The organism is Pseudotabrizicola sediminis, from assembly GCF_004745575.1.
Taxonomy (GTDB): Bacteria; Pseudomonadota; Alphaproteobacteria; order Rhodobacterales; family Rhodobacteraceae; genus Pseudotabrizicola; species Pseudotabrizicola sediminis.
The window spans coordinates 246959-265669 of the sequence record NZ_RPEM01000004.1; the positions used below are offsets into that span (position 1 = coordinate 246959).

The window sequence follows — 18711 nt, forward strand, 5'->3', positions numbered from 1 at the left end:
GCATGACGCTGTCCTCGGTCGCCCTGTCGCCTGTGAAACTCGATCGCGCGACGGGCGCGCGCGCGTTTGCGCTTGCCTTCAGCCTGCTGGCGGCAACCGCTGCGGGGATGGTGTTTCACATCTACGGCGCGGCAGATGGGGTCACGGCGGTGGATCTGATCCGCTCGGGTCTGATCTTTTTGTCAACCTGGTGGTTGGCATGGGGGGCTGGCACGGCGATGCTGGGTCTGTTTTCCGGGGCAAGGCCGCCGGTACCGGAAGTTCGGGGCAAGATCGTCGGCAAGACCGTAGTGATCGTCCCGATCTACAACGAGGACCCCAGCGTCACCTTTGCCCGGATTGCCGCGATGGACGATTCCCTGCGGGCGGCAGGTGGCGGTGTGATGGTGGATTTTGCCATCCTGTCCGACACGCGGGATGAGGCGATTGCCGCCGAGGAACGCCAATGGTGCGCGCGGCTGCTTGCACGGCAGAACGGGGCGGGCCGGATCTTTTACCGCCGCAGGGTAAAGAACACCGGGCGCAAGGCGGGCAATATCGAGGAGTTCATCACCACATCGGGCCGGGCATGGGATTACGCGGTGATCCTTGATGCCGACAGCCTGATGGAGGGCGAGACGGTTCTGACCATGATCCGCCGGATGGAGGCTGATCCGACGCTGGGCCTGCTGCAATCGCTGCCCCGAGTGATCCGGGCGCGGACGGTATTTGGCCGGGCAATGCAGTTTGCAGCCTCGTTCCATTCGCCGGTGTTTGCCCATGGGTTGGCCGCGATGCAGGGGCGTACGGGGCCGTTCTGGGGCCATAATGCCATTGTGCGCGTTCGCGCATGGGCCGAGAGCTGTGGCTTGCCGGAACTGCCGGGACGCCCCCCGTTGGGCGGGCATATCCTGAGCCATGATTATGTCGAGGCGGCATTGCTGTCGCGCGCCGGGTGGACGGTGCGGCTGGATGATGATTTGGACGGCAGCTTTGAAGAGGGGCCGGAGAATATCGTCGATCATGCCAAGCGTGACCGGCGCTGGTGTCAGGGCAATCTGCAGCATGGCAAGGTGATCGGGGCGCCGGGGCTGAAGGGGTGGAGCCGCTTCACCCTGTTTCAGGGCATTTTCGCCTATGTAGCGCCACTGATCTGGCTGGCCTTCATCGCAGCGTCGGTCATTGCCACCGCCACCGCCAGCGGGCCGGATTACTTTCCACAGGAAAACTGGCCCTTTCCTGTGTTTCCCTATGACCAGACCGCAAAGGCCGTGGGTCTGGCTCTGGGGATCTTTGGCCTTCTGGTCATGCCCAAACTGCTGGTGGTGCTGGACGCCGCCCTGACCGGCAGGGCAGCCACCTTTGGCGGGGCCGGGGCATCGTTGCGTGCCATGTTGAGCGAGCTTTTGTTGTCATCGCTGATCGCGCCGGTGCTGCTGGCCTTTCAGAGCCGGTCTGTTGTGCAGGTCTTGCTGGGGCGCGATGGCGGCTGGCCGCCCAACAACCGTGGTGATGGGGGCCTGGATTTTGCCGAGGCCTGGGCTGCGGGTCGCTGGATCAGCGGCTGGGGACTTGTGGGGCTGGGGGTGGCGCACTTCTTTGCGCCGGCGCTGACACTGTGGTTGCTGCCGGTGCTGCTCCCGATGCTTCTGGCCCCGGTGCTGATCTGGTGGACATCGCAGCCAGCAGCCCGGGGCCGCTTTGCGGTGCCCGAGGACCGTACCCTGCCAGGAATTGTCGCGCGCCATGATGCGGTGCTGCGCGAATGGCTGGCTACCCCGGTAACGGCGGAGAAGGTCGTTGCCTGAGCTGGTCGCGCACCGGCGCGATTACCGGGTGGATCTGTTGCGGGGCGTGGCCTTGATGATGATCTTCATCAACCACATTCCCGGCACGTTCTGGGAACATCTGACCTCGCGCAATTTCGGCTTTTCCGATGCGGCTGAAGGCTTTGTCCTGATGTCGGGCATTGCGACAGCGCTGGCCTATGGTCCGATTTTCATGCGCGACCGGACCCCGCCGATGGCGCTGGCGCTGCGGCCCTGGCGACGGGTGCTGACGCTGTGGTGGGTGCATGTGCTGGTGGTGCTGGGGATTCTGGGGCTGTTTTTCCTGACCGTGCAAGACCCTGCGGTGGCCGCAATGTCGGTGAAGCGCAACATTGCCCGGGCGCTGGAAGACCCGATGCTTTTTGTTCCGGCGCTGGTGGCCTTGAGCCATCAGTTTGCCTATGCCGATATTCTGCCGCTGTATATCGTGCTGCTGCTGGCCGCCCCGGCCATTCTGGCGGCGGGCGTGCGCTGGCCGCGCGGGCTGATGGTGGCGTCTTTGCTGCTGTGGGTGGTGGTCGGGATCTTCCGGATCAGGGTGCCGACCTGGCCGCTGGACAACGGCTGGTTCTTCAACCCGCTGGCCTGGCAGGTGGTGTTTGTGGCGGGCGTGCTGACGGGCCTTGCGATGCGGCAGGGGCAGCGGTGGTTGCCGATGCGGGTTTGGGCGTTCCGGCTGGCCTTGGCATATCTGTGCCTCGCGGCGATCTGGGTTCAGGTGCCGGTGGTCGCAGCCTGGGGCGGGCACGGGCTGTGGATGGTGCACGAATATCTGGGCGCACCATCGGTGTTCACGTCGTTTGACAAGAGCTTTCTCCACTTGCCCCGGCTGCTGCACATTCTGGCGCTGGCCTATGTGCTGAGCGCGCTGCCCGCGCTGACGCGGCTGTCGGAAAACCCCAAACTGGCCCCTCTGGTGACGCTGGGGCAGCATGCACTGCCGGTCTTTGCCGCCAGCACCGGTCTGGCCTATGTGGCGCAGGTGACCAAGGCGATGGTGGGGCCGTCCTTCCTGCTGGACACGGCGCTGATTGCCGCCGGATTTGCGATCTTGTTTGCGCTGGCCGGGTGGCTGAGTCTGCGCAAGACGCAGCGCGCCGCGATCCCGGTTGAGCACCGGGTCTGAACCGACGGACTTTCACATCGTAGCGCGGCATATCCCGGCGCGCCGCGAAACGGCCCGTCGCGCGGAAAGCGCCACCTTCATTGCCATCCGGTCAGGGCGAGCCGTGGCCCGCCGCCAGGTGCCTTAGCTTTGGAACACCAACCGATGCATTGCCGGGTGGACGCGTTCACGGACCAGAACCGCGACAAGGCGGAGGGCAGCGGCATGCTCTTCTTCGGTCTGAGCGGTTTCAATCTGCGCGCGGCAATAGTCCTGGATATCCTCTGGCAAAACCGGAGGCAGGGCCTCTTCCGACCCGGACAGGATGGCTGCCATCCACTCCGACGATTCCCCCAGCTGCGCCGCGAAAGCAAGCTGGCGCGCATCCAGCAGATCACGCACGGTGTCTTCGTTGGCAAACACATCATGCGTGATGCCGGCAAAGGCGCGGACGCGGTTGATACGCTCTTCGGTGCAATCGAGCAGAGCTGCCATGGCCGGAACCTTACCCATCTGCTTGGTCGATCCGACATAATCATAGGGCGCGTTGTCAGACCGCTTGAGCACACGGTTCACCACCGGGTCGATCACGGTGATGATGTCGGAAATCCCCGAGCGGCGCGCATATTCCAGCGAGCCGATCATCAGTTCGCACGTCGCCATGGACACGGCTTTCATCGTGTTACCATCGCGGCACAGCCGCTGGGTATCGACGCAAAAGCGGGTGGATTCCCACAAAGTGGCGCTGCGCAGCGGCGGTTCGCCATCCAGCAGAACCTGAAACACGTCTGACAGCATGTGCGGCCCCGTGGTCTGCAGGGCGCGAACGCAGGACACAACATGGCCTTCGTCATCCAGCCCGATGACATAGGCCGGATCGAGCCGATCAAACTGGTCAATCTCGCGGCCGTTGGTGATCTCGACTTCCCACCCCAGGCGGTCGCCGAAAACGCGTGCGCGGAGCTTGAACATTTCATCCAGAAGGTCGCCGAAGCGATCCTTGTTCAGTGCATCGACGATGATGATCATATTTATCCCCAAACATGAGTGGTCTTCCCCTGAACAAGGTTAATGCGTCCGACAGGGTAAAGACTATGAGGGGAATCCCGTAATCCGGGCTGAGAGCGGCCTAAAGCGGGTAGATCAGGCCCAGCATGATGGCACGGCCCACGGCCTGCGGGGTGGTCAATGCATACAGCTTTTCGCGCCCCGACCTTAGGTGAACCTCGACCGTGCGGTGTGAAATCCCCAGAATGTCGCCAACGTCCTGCTGCGACTTGCCAGCTGCGATCCATTGCAGGATCTCGCGTTCGCGGGTGGAAAGCGCCGGATAGCGCAGGGCGCGCGACAGAACATCGGACCGCATCACCGTATCATGCACATGCACGGCGACCGATTGCAGATCCGGCAAAATCTGCCGAGACAGCTTTTCCCATTCTGTCACGCTGCAATCGCGGGTCACGCTGAGCATGCCGATATCGCCATAAGGCCCGCGCACCGGAATGGTCAGGCCCCGGTTGGTGATGCCAAAATCGCGGGCGTCGCGGAAGGTTTTCTCAAAACCTTCCGTGTGGTCCAGCCTGCTCCAGTCCACCGGGGCGATCGACCGGCTTGCGACCAGAAGCGTGGGATCAATCCGGTGCAACCCGTTTTCAGCATAGTGGTGCTTCCAGGCGTCAGGGTAATTCACATAGCCATGGACTGCACTGGCGACCGGGTTGGTTCCGGCATAGGCCGCATGGTCAAGTTCAAAGCGGGCGCAGATCTGATCGAGGAATGAGACGAAACTACCGGCATTGCGGCTTTCGTTTCCAAGGTCGATCAGATCGACGTTCACCGCTGACGCTCTGTTGCTGTCGCGGACTGCAGATCGTTGGCGCTCTGCGCTGGCGTTGCCAGATTACCAAGGTGCGTGGCCATCGTCTGCGCCATCTTCAGAAGTGCCACTTGCTGGGGGTCGGTCATCTCATTGAAATGCGACAGCATTTCGGCTCGGTTGCTGCCGATCGTCTTTGGAGGACCATTTTGGTCGGCACCGGATGGCGCGGCAATGCCGTCAAAAAATGAGGCAACGGGTATATCGAGGACGGTCGCGATCTGCAGCAGTTGTGCGGCGGCAACCCGGTTTGTGCCGGCCTCATACGCGCTGATCTGCCCCGGGTCGACCGACAGGTGCTCTGCCAGCTCGGCCTGGGTGACGCCACAAACCCAGCGGAATTGCCGGATACGACGGCCAATAAACGAATCTACACTGTTCATGATTTGCGATGCCGTTAAAGCTGCTGGATGCGAAATCTTACAGCACTCTGTGTCTGGATCAACCAATCGTTAATCATTCTTAAAATGATGTCTCCGCGCGGGCATCCCACCTGCCGAACCGGGCTTTGGACCGCGCTGACCGGGGGGCTTGGCGCAGTTCCAGCAATCCGCCATCGATTGGAATGATCTGACCTGTCATCCAGGATGACCGGTCGGTGGCCAGAAAAAGCATCCCTTCGGCAATCTCTTCCGGAGTGCCCCAGCGCGAGATCGGATAGCGCCCGATGACCTGCGCCAGCAAGGTCTGGAATTCCGCCTCGTCCGCTGCACGGGCACGGAATTGGGACTCCGACAGCGGCGTGCGCACCGCCCCCGGCGCCACCGCGTTCACCCTCACCCCGCGCGCAGCGAAATCGGCGGCAAGCTGGCGGGTAAGTGCCATGACCGCGCCCTTGGCGGGCAAATAGGCCGCCACCCCCTTCATCCCCGACAGATCGACAGTGGTGGCGGTAAAAACCAGCGTGCCACCTTGCACCAGCAGATGCGGCAGCACGGCCCGGGCGGTGAGAAAGGCCCCGGTGGCATTTACCAGCATTGCGCGGTTCCAGTCGGTGAGCGACAGGGACAGGATATCGCCTTCGATCATGGCTCCGGCATTGGCAATGCAGGTGTCGATGCGGCCGGCCCAGTTGATGGCCGCGGCGGCCATGGCGGCGACGGAAGCTTCATCCGTGATGTCGGTTCGCACGGCGCAGGCGGGGTGCCCGGCGGCTGTCAGGCCATTGGCGACGGCCTGCGCGGCTGGCTCATTCAGGTCGGCACACAGAACGGCCATCCCGTTCGCCGCAAAGCGCGCCGCCACTGCGCGCCCGATGCCGGACCCTGCGCCGGTGACAACCTCCGTGCGCGATCAAGAAGATACCGATTTTATCTGTCGGCGGGCCGAGGCAAAGAAGCGGGGCTTGTATGAAGCCACCCCTGGGGTTGTTGTCTATCAACACGACATGGCTGGAAACCTTGGCAATGTAACCACACGCACCAAAGTGCTTGAGCGCACCCGGTCAATGCCGCTTGTCAGTGAGCGGTATCCGGCAAGGGCGGCACGGCTTGGAAAAAGCTGTTTGCGCCATTGCGCCGCCCTATGGTGATCTTCTGGAAACCGAAGGCTTCGGGCAACCGTGTCGCGGTTTCGGAGTCACGCCGATTTGTCTGCCCAAAGTGGCGATCCGACATGTTGCTTCTTTAAGGCATCACCAGCACCACACTCCGGTTTTGCGGCGGGGGGTTCAGAAATTGGCCGGCGAGGCTAGCTGATCGCCGACAGCGCCCGCAGGCGGATCAGCGCCAGAACGGTGTCGATGGAGGGTGTGGGTGTATGGGTCAGCCGCCCCAGTTCGGCGACCGAGCCGACAAGCGCCTCGATTTCCATCGGACGGCCTGCGATCAGATCTTGCAGCATCGACGTCCGATGCGCGCCCACAGCCGCGCCGCCGTCAATGCGGCGATCCACGTCTATGGGAAAAATGACACCCAGCTTTTCAGCGATGACCTGTGCCTCGATCATCATCGCACGCGCGACGGCGCGGGTGCCGGGATCAGTGCACAACACATCCAATGTGGCATGGGTCAGGGCGGAAATCGGGTTGAAAGACAGGTTGCCCCACAGCTTCACCCAAATCTCATCGCGCAGACGGGGCCGAACGGGGGCCTTGAGGCCCGCTGCCGTCAGCGCCGCAGACAGGTGCAGCGCACGGGCGGATTTTTCACCCGAGGGTTCGCCCAATGAGAAACGGTTGCCCTCCACATGGGTGATGGTGCCCGGTTCCGACACTTCCGCCGCCGGATAGACCACGCAGCCCAACACCCGGTCTGGGCCAAAGCCGTTCCACTGCACATCACCGGGATCGACCGAGGCCAGACGGGTACCTTCATAGACGCCTCCAATGCGGTGGAAATACCACCACGGCACACCATTGACACCACTGACAAGCGTGCTGTCCGGCCCAAGCAGTGGGGTGATCTGATCCACCACGCCCGGCACCGAATGCGCCTTGAGCGTGAGGATCACATAATCCTGCGGCCCGAGCGTGCGCGCATCGTCGGTGGCGCGCACCTTGTGTGTGGTCATGTGGCCGTCTTCGATCAGTGTCAGACCTTTGGACTGCAGCGCCGCCAGATGCGGGCCACGTGCCACCAGCGACACATCGGCCCCGACAGCGGCCAGTTTTGCACCCATGTAACCACCAATGGCGCCCGCGCCGAAGATGCAGATTTTCATGTGGACTCCGAAACGTCTGAAACCAGAATGTCGCGCCTATCGTGGATGGCGGAGCCTCCGGCGGGGATATTTTTGAACAGATGAAGGGTCAGGGTGCCAGACCCAGCTTCTGTGCCAGACCAATGCGTTGCAATTTTCCCGTCGCCCCTTTGGGGATTTCTGGCAGGATCACAATGCGGCGCGGCACTTTGAAAGCGGCAAGCCTGGTGGCTGCAAAGGCGCGCAGGGCGGCTTCGTCCACCTCTTGCCCCTCTCGCAGCACGATGGCGGCGGCGACCTCTTCGCCCAGGCTTGCGTGCGGCAGCGCAAAGGTCACCACCTGTTGCACAGCGGGGTGATCCATGAGGACGCCGTCGACTTCAAGCGGGCTGATCTTTTCACCGCCGCGATTGATGATTTCCTTCAGGCGGCCCGTCAGGGTGAGGTAGCCTTCTTCATCCAGCGAGCCCTGATCACCGGTGCGGAACCAACGCAGGCCATCGGCGTCGAAGAAGGCCTTGGCATTGGCCTCCGGGTTGCCCTCATAGCCGGGGGTGACATTGGGGCCAGAGATGACGACTTCACCGGTTCCGCCCTGCAGGAGGTGGTTTTCAACCTCATGTGCGATGTGCAGGGCGGGACCAGCGGCAATGCCCACAGCGCCAGGCTTCTGGACGCGCGGTGGCAGCGGGTTGGACGCCATCTGATGCGCGGCTTCGGTCATGCCATAAGCCTCGATCACCGGGGCGTTGAAAGTTGCCGCCAGCTCCAGCATCACCTGTGCGGGCAGGCTCGCCGAGGAAGAGCGCAGAAAGCGCAGCGGCGCGCGCGCGATGATGTCCGCGTTGCGGGCGCTGCGCTGCAGGATGGTCTGGTGCATCGTCGGCACGGCCGAATACCATGTGGGCCGCGCGGTATCGAGCCAGCCGAAAAAGCGCATCGCGTCAAAACCCGGCGTACACCAGACCGAAGATCCGGCGGCAAGACTGGACAGGACCGCAGCGATCAGGCCGTGGATGTGGAACAGCGGCATCATGTTCAGACACCGGTCTTGCGGCACCAATGCCAGTGAGGCACCGATATGCCTGGCCGATGCAGCCACGTTGCGCTGTAGCAGCGGCACGATCTTGGGGCGCGACGTGGTGCCCGAGGTGTGCAGGATGAGGGCCACGTCATCGGCATCTGCAGGAGCGGTGTCTGGCGCGAGCCCGGTTGTACCCTGTACTGCAAGGGTGAACTGACCCGCAGGGTCGGTGGCCGCAAAGGACAGGTGCAGAATGGCAAGGTTGTGTTTGTGCGCAGCCTCAAGCGCCGGGCCGTCATAGCCTTCGGGCAGTACGATGGCCCGGGCCTTGAGGTCTGACAGGTAGAAGTCGAATTCGTCCAGCTTGTAGGCCGGGTTCAAGGGAGCTGTGACTGCGCCTTGCGCAACGCAGACGAAGGCCGAGGCCATTTCCGGGCCATTGGGCAGCACGATGGCCACCCTGTCACCGCGCCCGACGCCTGCCGAATGAAGGGCAGAAAGGGTACGGGCGGTCTGATCGGCGAGCTCTGCATAGCTTAGCCATGGCCGGTCTGGCGCACCGATGGCGGGCGCATCAGGGCTGGCAGAGGCGAGAAGGGCAGCAATGGTGTCGGTCATCGGGTCATCTGCCTGTGCAAGAGGAACAACTGCGCCTAGACGGGCGCGATGGCAAGGTCGGCCGCAATACGGTCGAGTTCGGCCCGCAGTGTCGGGTGGACCGGCACGCCGCTGGCAAGATGGCGCGCCCGGGTCGCCTCGCGCCCGTCGCCGGGCACGCGGACCGGATCGTGGCCGGGCAGCGGGTCTGACGCCCGCATCTGGGCAAAGGCACGGGTGGCGTCGGCGACAAAGGCGGCCGGGTCGCCAAAGGCTGCGATGTTTATCGCGGCGACGAACTGGCCGGTGTTGGTCGGGGTTTTGGTGTCGGTGGTGAAGTCGACGACGTCGGCCCCAAAGGCCGCGCCGTTCAGCGTGCCCGCCAGCAAACCGATTGCCATGGCCAGTCCGTACCCCTTGGCGCCGCCGATGGGCAGAAGAAAGCCTTCGTCACGGCGCGTGGGGTCTGTCAGCGGCGTGCCGTCACGTCCGACCATCCAGCCTTCGGGCATGGCCTCGCCGCGTTGGGCTAGGGTCTTGATCTTGCCAACGGCGGCAACGGTGGTGGCCATATCGAGTACAAACGGATCGTTGCCGCCGGGCGTGGCGATGGCGATGGGGTTGGTGCCGAGGAGAAGGTCACTGCCCCCAAAAGGTGCGACGTGATTGGCACTGCCGACGGCGGCACACAAGCCGATCATGCCCGCCGCAGCCTGCGGCCTGACATAGAGCGCTGCAGGCCCCGCATGGTTGCCACCCCGCACCCCAACCCAGCCAATGCCCGCCGTCTTCGCTTTGATCATCGCAAGATCGCAGGCCAGTGACATGGACAGGTGCCCAAGGCCATTGTCACCGTCGATCAACGCGGTGGCAGATGTTTCGCGCAACAACTTTGGCTGCGCACGCGGGTTGCACCCACCATCGCGCAGCCGGTTCACATATTGACGCAGGCGGAACAGGCCGTGAGTGTCGTATCCCAACAGGTCGGCCTCGACCATCAGAACCGCCACCGCCTTGGCGTCGCGGTCAGGGACGCCAAGGCTTGCGAACGCGCGGGTGACAAATCCGATCAGCGCTTCAGCAGCAATTCTGGTCATGCCTACTCGCCTCCGGCTGAAACCCGCTCTTTGTGCCAGAAGACGAAACGGCGCTGAACCCAGGACACGAAAGCAAACAGTCCCAAACCGATCACCGACAGGTACAGGATCAGCGAAAACACCCGGGGTGTGTTCAGCTGGCTTGCGGCCGTGCGGATCAATTCGCCAAAGCCCTTGCCGCCGCCGAGGAATTCGCCGGTAATCGCGCCCGCCATCACGCCGACCGACCCGATTTTCAGCCCGGTAAACACCTGTGGCAGAGCCATCGGCAGCTTCATTTTCAACAGTGTCTGCCAGCGGGACGCCCCCATGGTCTTGAACAGGTTGCGGCTGTTGGAGTCAGCGGCATGCAGACCCGCCGCAGTGCCCACGATAATGGGAAAGGTGGCGATGAAGGCGGCCAGGGCAACCTTGCTTTCGATTCCAAAGCCAAGCCAGGCCACGAACAGCGGTGCAAAGGCGACTTTTGGCATGGTATCGATGGCGACAAGATAAGGCATGATCGCCCGCTCTCCAAAGGCGGTTTCGCCGACTATCACCCCGAGGCTGAAGCCGATCGCCATCGCCAGAAGGAAGCCGTAGAATACCTCTTTCAGCGTGATCCACAGTGCGGGCAGCATATAGCCACCACTTGCAAGGTTCTTGCCGACAAAGATCAGGTCGTAGAATGTTTCAAGCGGCGTGGGCAGGATGATCCGGCTGACCAAGCCGAAGCGGGTGACCAGATCCCACAGAAGCACGAAAACCACGAAGACAAACAACATCTGGATCGCGCGGGGAACCCGGTCGAGCCAGCTTGTCTCCTCGGTCCAGACGGTATCATCTTCGGCTGCAGGGGACCGGTCTGCGATGCTTTCCAGATTGCTCATTTGAACGCCTCCTTATCCAAAGCACCACGGATGTGTTCGACCAGTTCGCCAAATTTCGGTGTGGTCATCATGTCCAGCGTGCGCGGGCGCGGCAGGTCGATGGGCACCACCTCGGCCACCCGACCAGGACGGGGCTTCATCACATAGACCACGTCCGACAGGATAACTGCCTCTTGGATCGAGTGGGTGACAAGAAATGCCGTCGCATTGCGCGACGTGCAGATACGCTGCAGTTCCATGTTCATGAAATCGCGGGTCAGTTCATCCAACGCGCTGAACGGTTCGTCCAGCAGCAGTACGGCGGGTTCGGTGATCAGCATCCGGCAGATGGACGCGCGCTGCGCCATGCCGCCGGAAAGTTCGGACGGATAGGTGTTCTCAAATCCTTTCAGGCCGACCAGTTCCAACAACTCGCGCGCCTGGGTCTCGGCGGCCTTGGCGGCACCCTTGCCGTCGCGTATTTCAATCGGCAGCACGATATTTTCCAGCGTGGTCCGCCATGGGAACAGCACAGCCTGCTGGAACATCATGCCAATGTCGCGGCGCGGACCGGTCACGGGGCGGTTTTGCAGGACAACCCGCCCTGTGGAGGGCGGGATCAGACCCGACATGATTTTCAAAAGTGTGGACTTGCCGCAGCCTGACGACCCGATAACAGCGGAAAAGCTGCCCTTGGTCAGGGTCAAGCTAACCCCTTCCAAAGCCACGATCGCATTGCGCGCATAGGTCTTGCCCACATTGCGAAGCTGATAGACAGGCTCTCCCACGGGGGTAGCCAGATCGGTCAAGGCTGCGGCAGCCTGCATCAGTTCGTACTCCCGTTGACTTTCAGCGCGAACTCATTGGTGTACGCCGCTGTCAGGTCTGGAAGCGGACCCGTAAGATCGCCCCCGGCTATGAGGGTCGCTTGCCATTCTTCCCAAACTTCCGGCGGCTGATAGCCGTAGCCGTTAGACAAATCGACCGGAATGGTCTTTTCTTTCACGGCGTCGAACAAGGCGGCGGCAAAGGCCGCATCTTCGCTTTCTTGTGGGTTGCCAGCGGCCAGATGGGCCAGAACCGCCGCGCGGTTTGCTTCATCAAGGGCAAATACATGACCTTTGTGAATGGCGCGCACGAACTTTTCCACCAGCTCCGGATTGTCACGGATCAGGGCACCCGAGGTAACAAAGCCATTGCCAAAGAAACGGCTGAACTCCGGCGGTGTGATTTCGCGAACCGAAACGCCGCGCTGGTTCAGGATCGCGGCATCTGCCACCGATGCGGAATATGCATCAATCTCGCCAGACGAAAATGCAGCCGTCGCCGGCCCGCCATCCCCTACTGTAAGAAAGGTGTAATCCGCGCCATCTGTCATACCTGAGCCGGACATCACGTTGCGCGCAAAGCCCACTTCGGCGCCATCGGCGGTGCCGGTGCCAACCACCTTGCCCCTCAGATCTTCAGGCGACTGCACAGGGCTGTCGGCGGGAACCACGACACCGAAGTTCGACTTGGCCGAGAAGTTGTAGATGAAGACAAAATCCTCGCCCCGCCCGCGCGCTGCGAGAACCGGGCCGGGGCCGGGGCGGCCAAACTGTGCCTGGCCTGAGGCAAGCGCCTGCAAAACGGCACCGGAGCCGTTGATGGCCTCGACAGACACGTCCAGACCTTCTTCGGCAAAATATCCCTCGCCGATGGCAACAAAGACGTTGAACGAATTGATGGCCGACGGGCTGGGCTGCACGAAGGTGACCTTCGTCATCTCTTGTGCCATTGCCAAAGTGCCAAGGCCGAAAACTGACAGCGCCATCGCGCCTGCCAGGGCCGTCGTAAAGATCCTTCTCTTCAGCATTTCCATTCCTCCCAGAATTTCATGTTCAGACTTCATGAACGCCCGGCTCTGCTGGCCGGGTCGTTTCAGACGGTGCGGACAGGATTTGCCAGCCGCCCGATTCCATCAATTTCGCAGATCACCTCGTCGCCATCCTTTAGAAACGTCGGCGGCTCCATCGCGTAGCCCACACCCGAAGGCGTGCCGGTGGCAAGAATGTCGCCCGGCTCCAGCGTCAGCCCTTCGGACAAGGATGCGATCAGGGTCGGGATGTCGAAGATCATCTGGGCGGTGGTGCTGCTCTGACGCAGCTCTCCGTTGACCAATGTGCGCAAGCCGACATTCTGCGGATCTGTCAATTCGTCACGCGTGACGACAACCGGCCCGAGGGGGCAAGATCCATCCAGACCCTTGCCCTTGAAATACTGCCCGCCGTGGCGGCGCTGCACATCGCGCGCCGTGATGTCGTTCAGGATGGTGTAGCCCCAGATATGGTCATAGGCCCGGTGCCTCGGAATATCCCGGCCTGGTCTGCCGATAATGACCGCAAGTTCGACTTCGTAATCGATCTGGGCGGACACATGGGGAAAGATCGGGATCGCGGCATTCGGCCCGATAACCGCGGTGCAGGGCTTGGTGAAGTACACAGGGACTTCGGTGACGGCAATCTTGGTATTCTGCGCCCGCGCCCCTTCGGCAATGTGTTCGGCATAGTTGCGGCCCACACAGAAGACATTCTTTTTCGGGCGCGGCAGCGGGGCAAGCAAGACAGGTGACTCGACAGCCAGCACAGTCAGTGTTGCATCACCCGACTGCGCGCGCGACAGCAGATCGGCCACAGCGGCAAGTGCGGCATCGCCCCCTTCAATCAGCGCTTGGAGGCTTCCGTCCAACAACGCGACCTCCGATAATCCTGCGGCCTTGCAGGCACCCGATACCGGCAAAAAACGACCATCGGCCAGTTGGACGGCACAGGTCGGACCGGCGGATGTCTGAAGGGTCGCAAAGCGCATGTGCAGGGTCTTTCTTGGTCAGGGTGTTGGGGCAACGGTCGCTTTGAGCATTGGCTCTCAAGCGGCCTTTCTGTGGCTGAAATTGGTTCGCGGTTCTTACCGGTCAGAACAGATTCGCTTTCCTGAGGCTTACGCTACCCACGTTTATGCCATATGCATAGAATTTTGGCATAACCAATGGAAGGATTGGTTTAAATGGACGCCACCGGTGTACGGCAGCTTGCAGAGCAGATCATGGAATATGTGACCACAGAGCAGTTCAAGCATAACGACCGCCTGCCGCCCGAGCGTGTGCTGGCGCAGCGCTTTGGCGTTACACGGGGCGAGTTGCGCAAAGGTCTGGCTGAACTGGAGAAAGACGGGCTCATCTGGCGCCATGTCGGGCGCGGCACCTTCATCGGGGCGCGCCCGGTCCTGAACCTTGCGGATGCGACCTATCTGGGAGAATTGGCCAGCCCGGCGCAGGTCATTGCGGCGCGGCTGGTCATTGAACCGGAACTGGCAAGGCTGGCGGCGCTCTACGGCACACGGGCCGATTTTGATGAAATTCAGGCGTGCAGCAGCCGGTGTCGTGCCGCGAATGACTGGCGGATCTATGAGGCATGGGACAACAACCTGCACCATGCGATCGCCAAGGCCACGCACAACAAACTTCTGATCTATCTGTTTGATATTCTTAATGTTGTTCGCAGGTCAACAGTCTGGGGCCAGCCCAGAACAAGCCGCAAGCCCCACACTGATCACCGCAGTTTTGCAGAGCATGATGCAATCTGTGCCGCAATCCTTGCCCGGGATGGTCAGGTGGCATCCTTGCGGATGCGGGACCATATGGTTTCGGTGCGCGAGAGGGTGCTGCCAGCCATTTCAGGCTGACAGACTGTGTTTCAGACCACGGTGACTTTTCAGACCACAGTGACTTTCAGATCACCGACGCCAGCAACATGACATTCCATCACGTCGCCGCGCACCACGGGACCAACCCCGGACGGTGTGCCGGTCATGATGACGTCACCCGCCGCCAGTTCAAAGAAATCAGACAGATACGAGATCATTTCCGGCACTTTCCAGATCATCTGGTTCAGATCACCGGTCTGTTTTGCCGCACCATTGACCTTAAGTTGGACCAATCCCGCATCGGGGTGGCCAACATCTGACGCCGTACGCAAGGCGCTGACCGGAGCCGAGTCTTCAAAAGCTTTGCCGATTTCCCACGGACGACCCATTTCCTTTGCTACGCCCTGAAGATCGCGACGTGTCATGTCCAGCCCGACACCATAGCCGAAAACGTGGTCCAGCGCCTGATCCAGGGGAATACTCTTTCCGCCAGATTTCAGCGCGACGATCATTTCAATTTCGTGATGCACGTCTTTGGTCTGATCCGGATAGGGGAAGCTATCCCCTGTGGTCAGGTTGTTGGGGTTTTTCTGAAAGAAAAATGGCGGCTCGCGGTTTGGGTCATGGCCCATTTCAATCGCATGGGCGGCATAGTTGCGCCCGATGCAATAAACCCGCCGAACGGGGAAAAGCGCGTCAGACCCCTCAATCGGAAGGGTCACGGGGGGCGTTGGACTGAATACGTAGTTTGACATGGTGACACTTCCTTGTTCAGCGGCACATCTTGATCACAGATTTCGGACTGTGAATCAATCACGATCATTCTGGACGCGCCAAACCAATTCGGATATTGAATGGGCATGCCGAATGACATTCCATCGCAATCCGAAGCCCCTGTGCGCCCCTTGGGCAGCGAAAGTGGCGTTTCCGGCACCGCCGCATTGGCCCAGTTGCGCGCCTATATTGCTGACCGTGCCTTCAAGCCGGGGGAGCGTTTGCCGCCGGAACGGCAACTTTGCACGGATCTGGGTCTGAACCGCGCCGAACTGCGCCGCGCCCTGCAGGTGCTTGAGGGGGAAAACCGGCTCTGGCGCCATGTCGGAAAAGGCACCTTTCTGACCGAGGTTGATCATCCATCGGGGCCGCCGGATGCCTTTGGGCAACTGGCACAGCAGGTCAGCCCTGCAGATGTGCTGCGCGCACGCGCCGCGTTCGAACCTGCCATCACGCGCGAAGCGGCCCTGCATGCCTCTGCCGCAACGATTGCCAAAATGCGCCTGAATGTCGACAGGGCGGCAAAGGCCGCAACCTGGCGTGAGTATGAAGCGTTGGACAATGATTTTCATCGTCTGATCGCGGAAAGCAGCGGGTCTGTCACCTTGCTGGCTCTGTTTGATCAGCTGAACACGCTGCGGCGCATGGTGTCGTGGGGCCGGATGGTGCGCAGTGGCATCCGCCCACCGCCCGATCACTCCAGCTTTGCCGAGCATCTTCGGATTGTGAACGAAATCGCCAGCCGCAATCCGGACAATGCCCAGAATGCGATGCGGTCGCATCTGCGCACCGTTGAAAACCGGCTGCTTGGGTAAGCCCTGCGTTCGGTTTTCGACACGGACATGCGTGACGCGCCCGTCGCATGCTGCTAACCCGAAGTCAGAACATCCGCACCACAACAGGACAGGGTCACGACATGGCAAATTCCACCCCCGACATTATCTACACTAAGGTTGACGAAGCACCGCAAATTGCTTCGGCCTCGCTTTTGCCGATCATCCGGGCTTTCGCCTCTGCGGCAGGCGTTTCGGTGGGCGTCAAGGACATCTCGCTTGCCGGCCGGATCATCGCCGCGTTTTCTGACCGGCTGACATTGGCGCAAAAGCAGCCCGATGATCTGGCAGAGCTGGGGGAACTGGTGAAGACGCCGGACGCCAACGTCATCAAACTGCCCAACATTTCGGCCTCTGTGCCGCAACTGATCGCTGCGGTGAAAGAGTTGCAGTCGCAAGGCTATGACATTCCCGAATATCCGGAAGATCCGCAGACTGCCGAGGATAAAACGGTTCGTGCCCGGTTTGACGCGATCAAGGGCTCTGCCGTGAACCCGGTCCTGCGCGAAGGCAATTCTGACCGACGCGCGGCAATTGCGGTCAAGAACTACGCGAAAGCCAACCCGCATTCGATGGGCAAATGGTCGGCAGACAGCAAGACCTGCGTCAGCACCATGACCTCGGACGATTTCCGTTCAAACGAAACCTCTGTCACATTAACAGACGCGCAGGCCGGACTCGCCCGCATCGAGCATGTTTCGGCGGATGGCACTGTGACCGTGTTGAAAGACAAACTGTCCTACCCCGCTGGCACCGTGGTTGATGCAACATTCATGTCAGCTTCGGCGCTGGATACGTTTCTGGCCGAACAGATTGATGCGTCAAAGCGGAATGGGGTTCTGTTTTCCATCCACCTGAAGGCCACCATGATGAAGGTCTCTGACCCGATCATCTTTGGCCACGCGGTGCGCCAGTTCCTGAAGCCTGTGTTCGACGCGCATGGCCCGGCCCTAGCGGCTGCCGGGGTCGACGCCAATTCCGGCCTTGGTGCGATGCTGGAGCGGGTGGCAGAGATGCCGGCGGGCAAGGCGATTGCAGAGCAGATCCATGCAGTGATCGCGGACCGGGCACCGATGTACATGGTCAACTCTGACCGGGGCATCAGCAATCTGCATGTGCCGTCAGATGTGATCATCGACGCATCCATCCCGGCTCTGATCCGGGCAGGAGGCAAGGGCTATGGGCCAGACGGCAAGGCGGCCGATACCAATTGTGTGATCCCCGACAGCAGCTATGCGGCGGTCTATGACGAAACGATCCGGTATTTCAAAGAAACCGGCGCGCTTGATCCGTCAACGGCAGGCACGGTGCAGAACGTCGGCCTTATGGCACAGAAAGCCGAAGAATACGGCTCGCACCCGACGACCTTCCTGATCCCAGCCGATGGCACGGTCCGGATGGTGCTGGAAAACGGCGATCTGGTCCACCAGCATAACGTACAGGCCGGTGATATCTGGCGCGCAGCATCCACCCGCAAGGCTGCGATTGAAGATTGGGTCAATCTGGCCATTTCGCGCCAGAAGGCAGAAAACTGTCAGGCGATCTTCTGGCTGGATGAGACACGCGCACATGACGCCCAGCTGATTGCCTATGTCAAACCCATGCTGGCCGCGGCGGGCGTAGCGGATAAGTTCCAGATCCTTGCCCCGCGCGAAGCAACGCGGCTGTCACTGGAAACCATCCGCAAAGGCGAAACCTCGATTGCCGTCAGCGGCAACGTGCTGCGCGACTATCTGACCGACCTGTTCCCGATTCTGGAGCTGGGCACCAGCGCCAAGATGCTGTCGATCGTAAAGCTGATGAACGGTGGCGGGATGTTCGAAACCGGTGCCGGCGGGTCTGCTCCCAAGCATGTACAGCAGCTGGTCGAGGAAAACCACCTGCGCTGGGACAGTCTGGGGGAATTCTGCGCGCTGGGGGAAAGCCTGAAATTTCTGGCAGATGCCAAGGGCAATGAGAAGGCGCGCGTGTTGGGCAATGCGGTTGATGTCGCGACCCAAGGCGTTCTCGACCACAACCACTCGCCACAATACAATGTGGGCCAGAAAGACAATCGCGACAGCCATTTCTACTTTGCACTGTATTGGGCCCGCGCCTTGGCAGAACAGACTGTGGACGCAGAGCTTGCTGCCCACTTCGCACCGATCGCTCAGGCGCTGACGGACAAAGAAGCGGTGATTGTCTCGGAACTTGGTGCCGCACAGGGAACGCTGGCAGATCTGGGCGGATACTATCACACCGATGATGCGAAGGTTGCTGCCGTGATGCGGCCTTCGGCCACGTTCGCAGAAATCATCGGCTGAAACTGGCGCGTTGCGGCAGGGCCTGGACAGCGGGCCCTGCCGATTTTTTGCCTTTTGCGCAGGAACAGCGCCGCCATCGGTGCAAGCAGGCTGCGCAACGGAGCACGCAACGCAGGCGCAGAAAA

At 61.4% G+C, this 18711-nt stretch carries 16 protein-coding genes and 1 pseudogene; 5 read left to right on the plus strand and 12 right to left on the minus strand.

Annotated features, from left to right (window positions below; translation table 11 throughout):
* Nucleotides 1–2 precede the first annotated feature (2 nt).
* Nucleotides 3–1787 (plus strand): glucans biosynthesis glucosyltransferase MdoH, encoded by a 1785-nt coding sequence (mdoH, locus tag EEB11_RS08045; RefSeq protein WP_135430045.1) that lies wholly within the window; start codon nucleotides 3–5, stop codon nucleotides 1785–1787.
* Nucleotides 1780–2934, plus strand: coding sequence for an OpgC family protein (locus EEB11_RS08050; RefSeq protein WP_135430047.1), 1155 nt, complete (start codon nucleotides 1780–1782; stop codon nucleotides 2932–2934). Before mdoH ends, EEB11_RS08050 begins: the two co-directional genes overlap by 8 nt.
* A 123-nt stretch (nucleotides 2935–3057) precedes the next feature.
* On the opposite strand, the gene EEB11_RS08055 is transcribed toward EEB11_RS08050, so the two are convergent.
* From EEB11_RS08055 to EEB11_RS08105, 11 genes and pseudogenes are all read right to left on the minus strand, one after another.
* The gene (locus tag EEB11_RS08055) at nucleotides 3058–3942 is read right to left on the minus strand and encodes an acyl-homoserine-lactone synthase (protein ID WP_135430049.1); all 885 of its coding nucleotides are present in this window, start codon (nucleotides 3940–3942) and stop codon (nucleotides 3058–3060) included.
* Nucleotides 3943–4042: 100 nt separating this feature from the next.
* Nucleotides 4043–4750, minus strand: coding sequence for an autoinducer binding domain-containing protein (locus EEB11_RS08060; protein ID WP_135430051.1), 708 nt, complete (start codon nucleotides 4748–4750; stop codon nucleotides 4043–4045).
* The gene (locus tag EEB11_RS08065) at nucleotides 4747–5172 is read right to left on the minus strand and encodes a helix-turn-helix domain-containing protein (protein ID WP_135430053.1); all 426 of its coding nucleotides are present in this window, start codon (nucleotides 5170–5172) and stop codon (nucleotides 4747–4749) included. Before EEB11_RS08065 ends, EEB11_RS08060 begins: the two co-directional genes overlap by 4 nt.
* A 79-nt stretch (nucleotides 5173–5251) precedes the next feature.
* Nucleotides 5252–6061, minus strand: a pseudogene (locus EEB11_RS08070) (SDR family NAD(P)-dependent oxidoreductase); the annotation flags it as partial.
* Nucleotides 6062–6478: 417 nt separating this feature from the next.
* Nucleotides 6479–7450 (minus strand): 2-dehydropantoate 2-reductase, encoded by a 972-nt coding sequence (locus tag EEB11_RS08075; protein WP_135430057.1) that lies wholly within the window; start codon nucleotides 7448–7450, stop codon nucleotides 6479–6481.
* An 88-nt stretch (nucleotides 7451–7538) separates the two neighbouring features.
* Nucleotides 7539–9071 carry an acyl--CoA ligase gene (locus EEB11_RS08080; RefSeq protein ID WP_135430059.1) on the minus strand — a complete coding sequence of 511 codons (1533 nt, stop codon included), beginning with the start codon at nucleotides 9069–9071 and terminating at the stop codon, nucleotides 7539–7541.
* A gap of 35 nt (nucleotides 9072–9106) precedes the next feature.
* On the minus strand, nucleotides 9107–10147 hold the full coding sequence (locus tag EEB11_RS08085; protein ID WP_135430061.1) for an Ldh family oxidoreductase: 1041 nt from the start codon (nucleotides 10145–10147) through the stop codon (nucleotides 9107–9109).
* 2 nt (nucleotides 10148–10149) lie between these two features.
* Nucleotides 10150–11016: an ABC transporter permease gene (locus EEB11_RS08090; protein WP_135430063.1), complete on the minus strand. Its 867-nt coding sequence runs from the start codon at nucleotides 11014–11016 to the stop codon at nucleotides 10150–10152.
* Complete coding sequence (locus EEB11_RS08095; protein WP_135430065.1) at nucleotides 11013–11822, minus strand: ABC transporter ATP-binding protein; 810 nt, start codon at nucleotides 11820–11822, stop codon at nucleotides 11013–11015. Before EEB11_RS08095 ends, EEB11_RS08090 begins: the two co-directional genes overlap by 4 nt.
* Nucleotides 11822–12850, minus strand: a complete 1029-nt coding sequence (locus tag EEB11_RS08100) for an ABC transporter substrate-binding protein (protein WP_135430067.1) — start codon at nucleotides 12848–12850, stop codon at nucleotides 11822–11824. Before EEB11_RS08100 ends, EEB11_RS08095 begins: the two co-directional genes overlap by 1 nt.
* A gap of 65 nt (nucleotides 12851–12915) precedes the next feature.
* Entirely contained in the window at nucleotides 12916–13842 is a 927-nt protein-coding gene (locus EEB11_RS08105; protein WP_135430069.1) for a fumarylacetoacetate hydrolase family protein, read from the minus strand.
* A gap of 195 nt (nucleotides 13843–14037) precedes the next feature.
* On the opposite strand from EEB11_RS08105, the gene EEB11_RS08110 reads away from it, so the two are divergent.
* Nucleotides 14038–14715, plus strand: a complete 678-nt coding sequence (locus tag EEB11_RS08110; RefSeq protein ID WP_135430071.1) for a FadR/GntR family transcriptional regulator — start codon at nucleotides 14038–14040, stop codon at nucleotides 14713–14715.
* 29 nt (nucleotides 14716–14744) lie between these two features.
* Here EEB11_RS08110 and EEB11_RS08115 read toward each other — a convergent pair whose 3' ends face one another.
* On the minus strand, nucleotides 14745–15431 hold the full coding sequence (locus EEB11_RS08115; RefSeq protein WP_135430073.1) for a fumarylacetoacetate hydrolase family protein: 687 nt from the start codon (nucleotides 15429–15431) through the stop codon (nucleotides 14745–14747).
* Nucleotides 15432–15536: 105 nt separating this feature from the next.
* Here EEB11_RS08115 and EEB11_RS08120 point away from each other — a divergent pair, with 105 nt between their 5' ends.
* Nucleotides 15537–16265, plus strand: coding sequence for a FadR/GntR family transcriptional regulator (locus tag EEB11_RS08120; protein WP_135430075.1), 729 nt, complete (start codon nucleotides 15537–15539; stop codon nucleotides 16263–16265).
* A gap of 101 nt (nucleotides 16266–16366) precedes the next feature.
* The gene (locus EEB11_RS08125) at nucleotides 16367–18586 is read left to right on the plus strand and encodes an NADP-dependent isocitrate dehydrogenase (RefSeq protein WP_135430077.1); all 2220 of its coding nucleotides are present in this window, start codon (nucleotides 16367–16369) and stop codon (nucleotides 18584–18586) included.
* Nucleotides 18587–18711 lie beyond the last annotated feature (125 nt).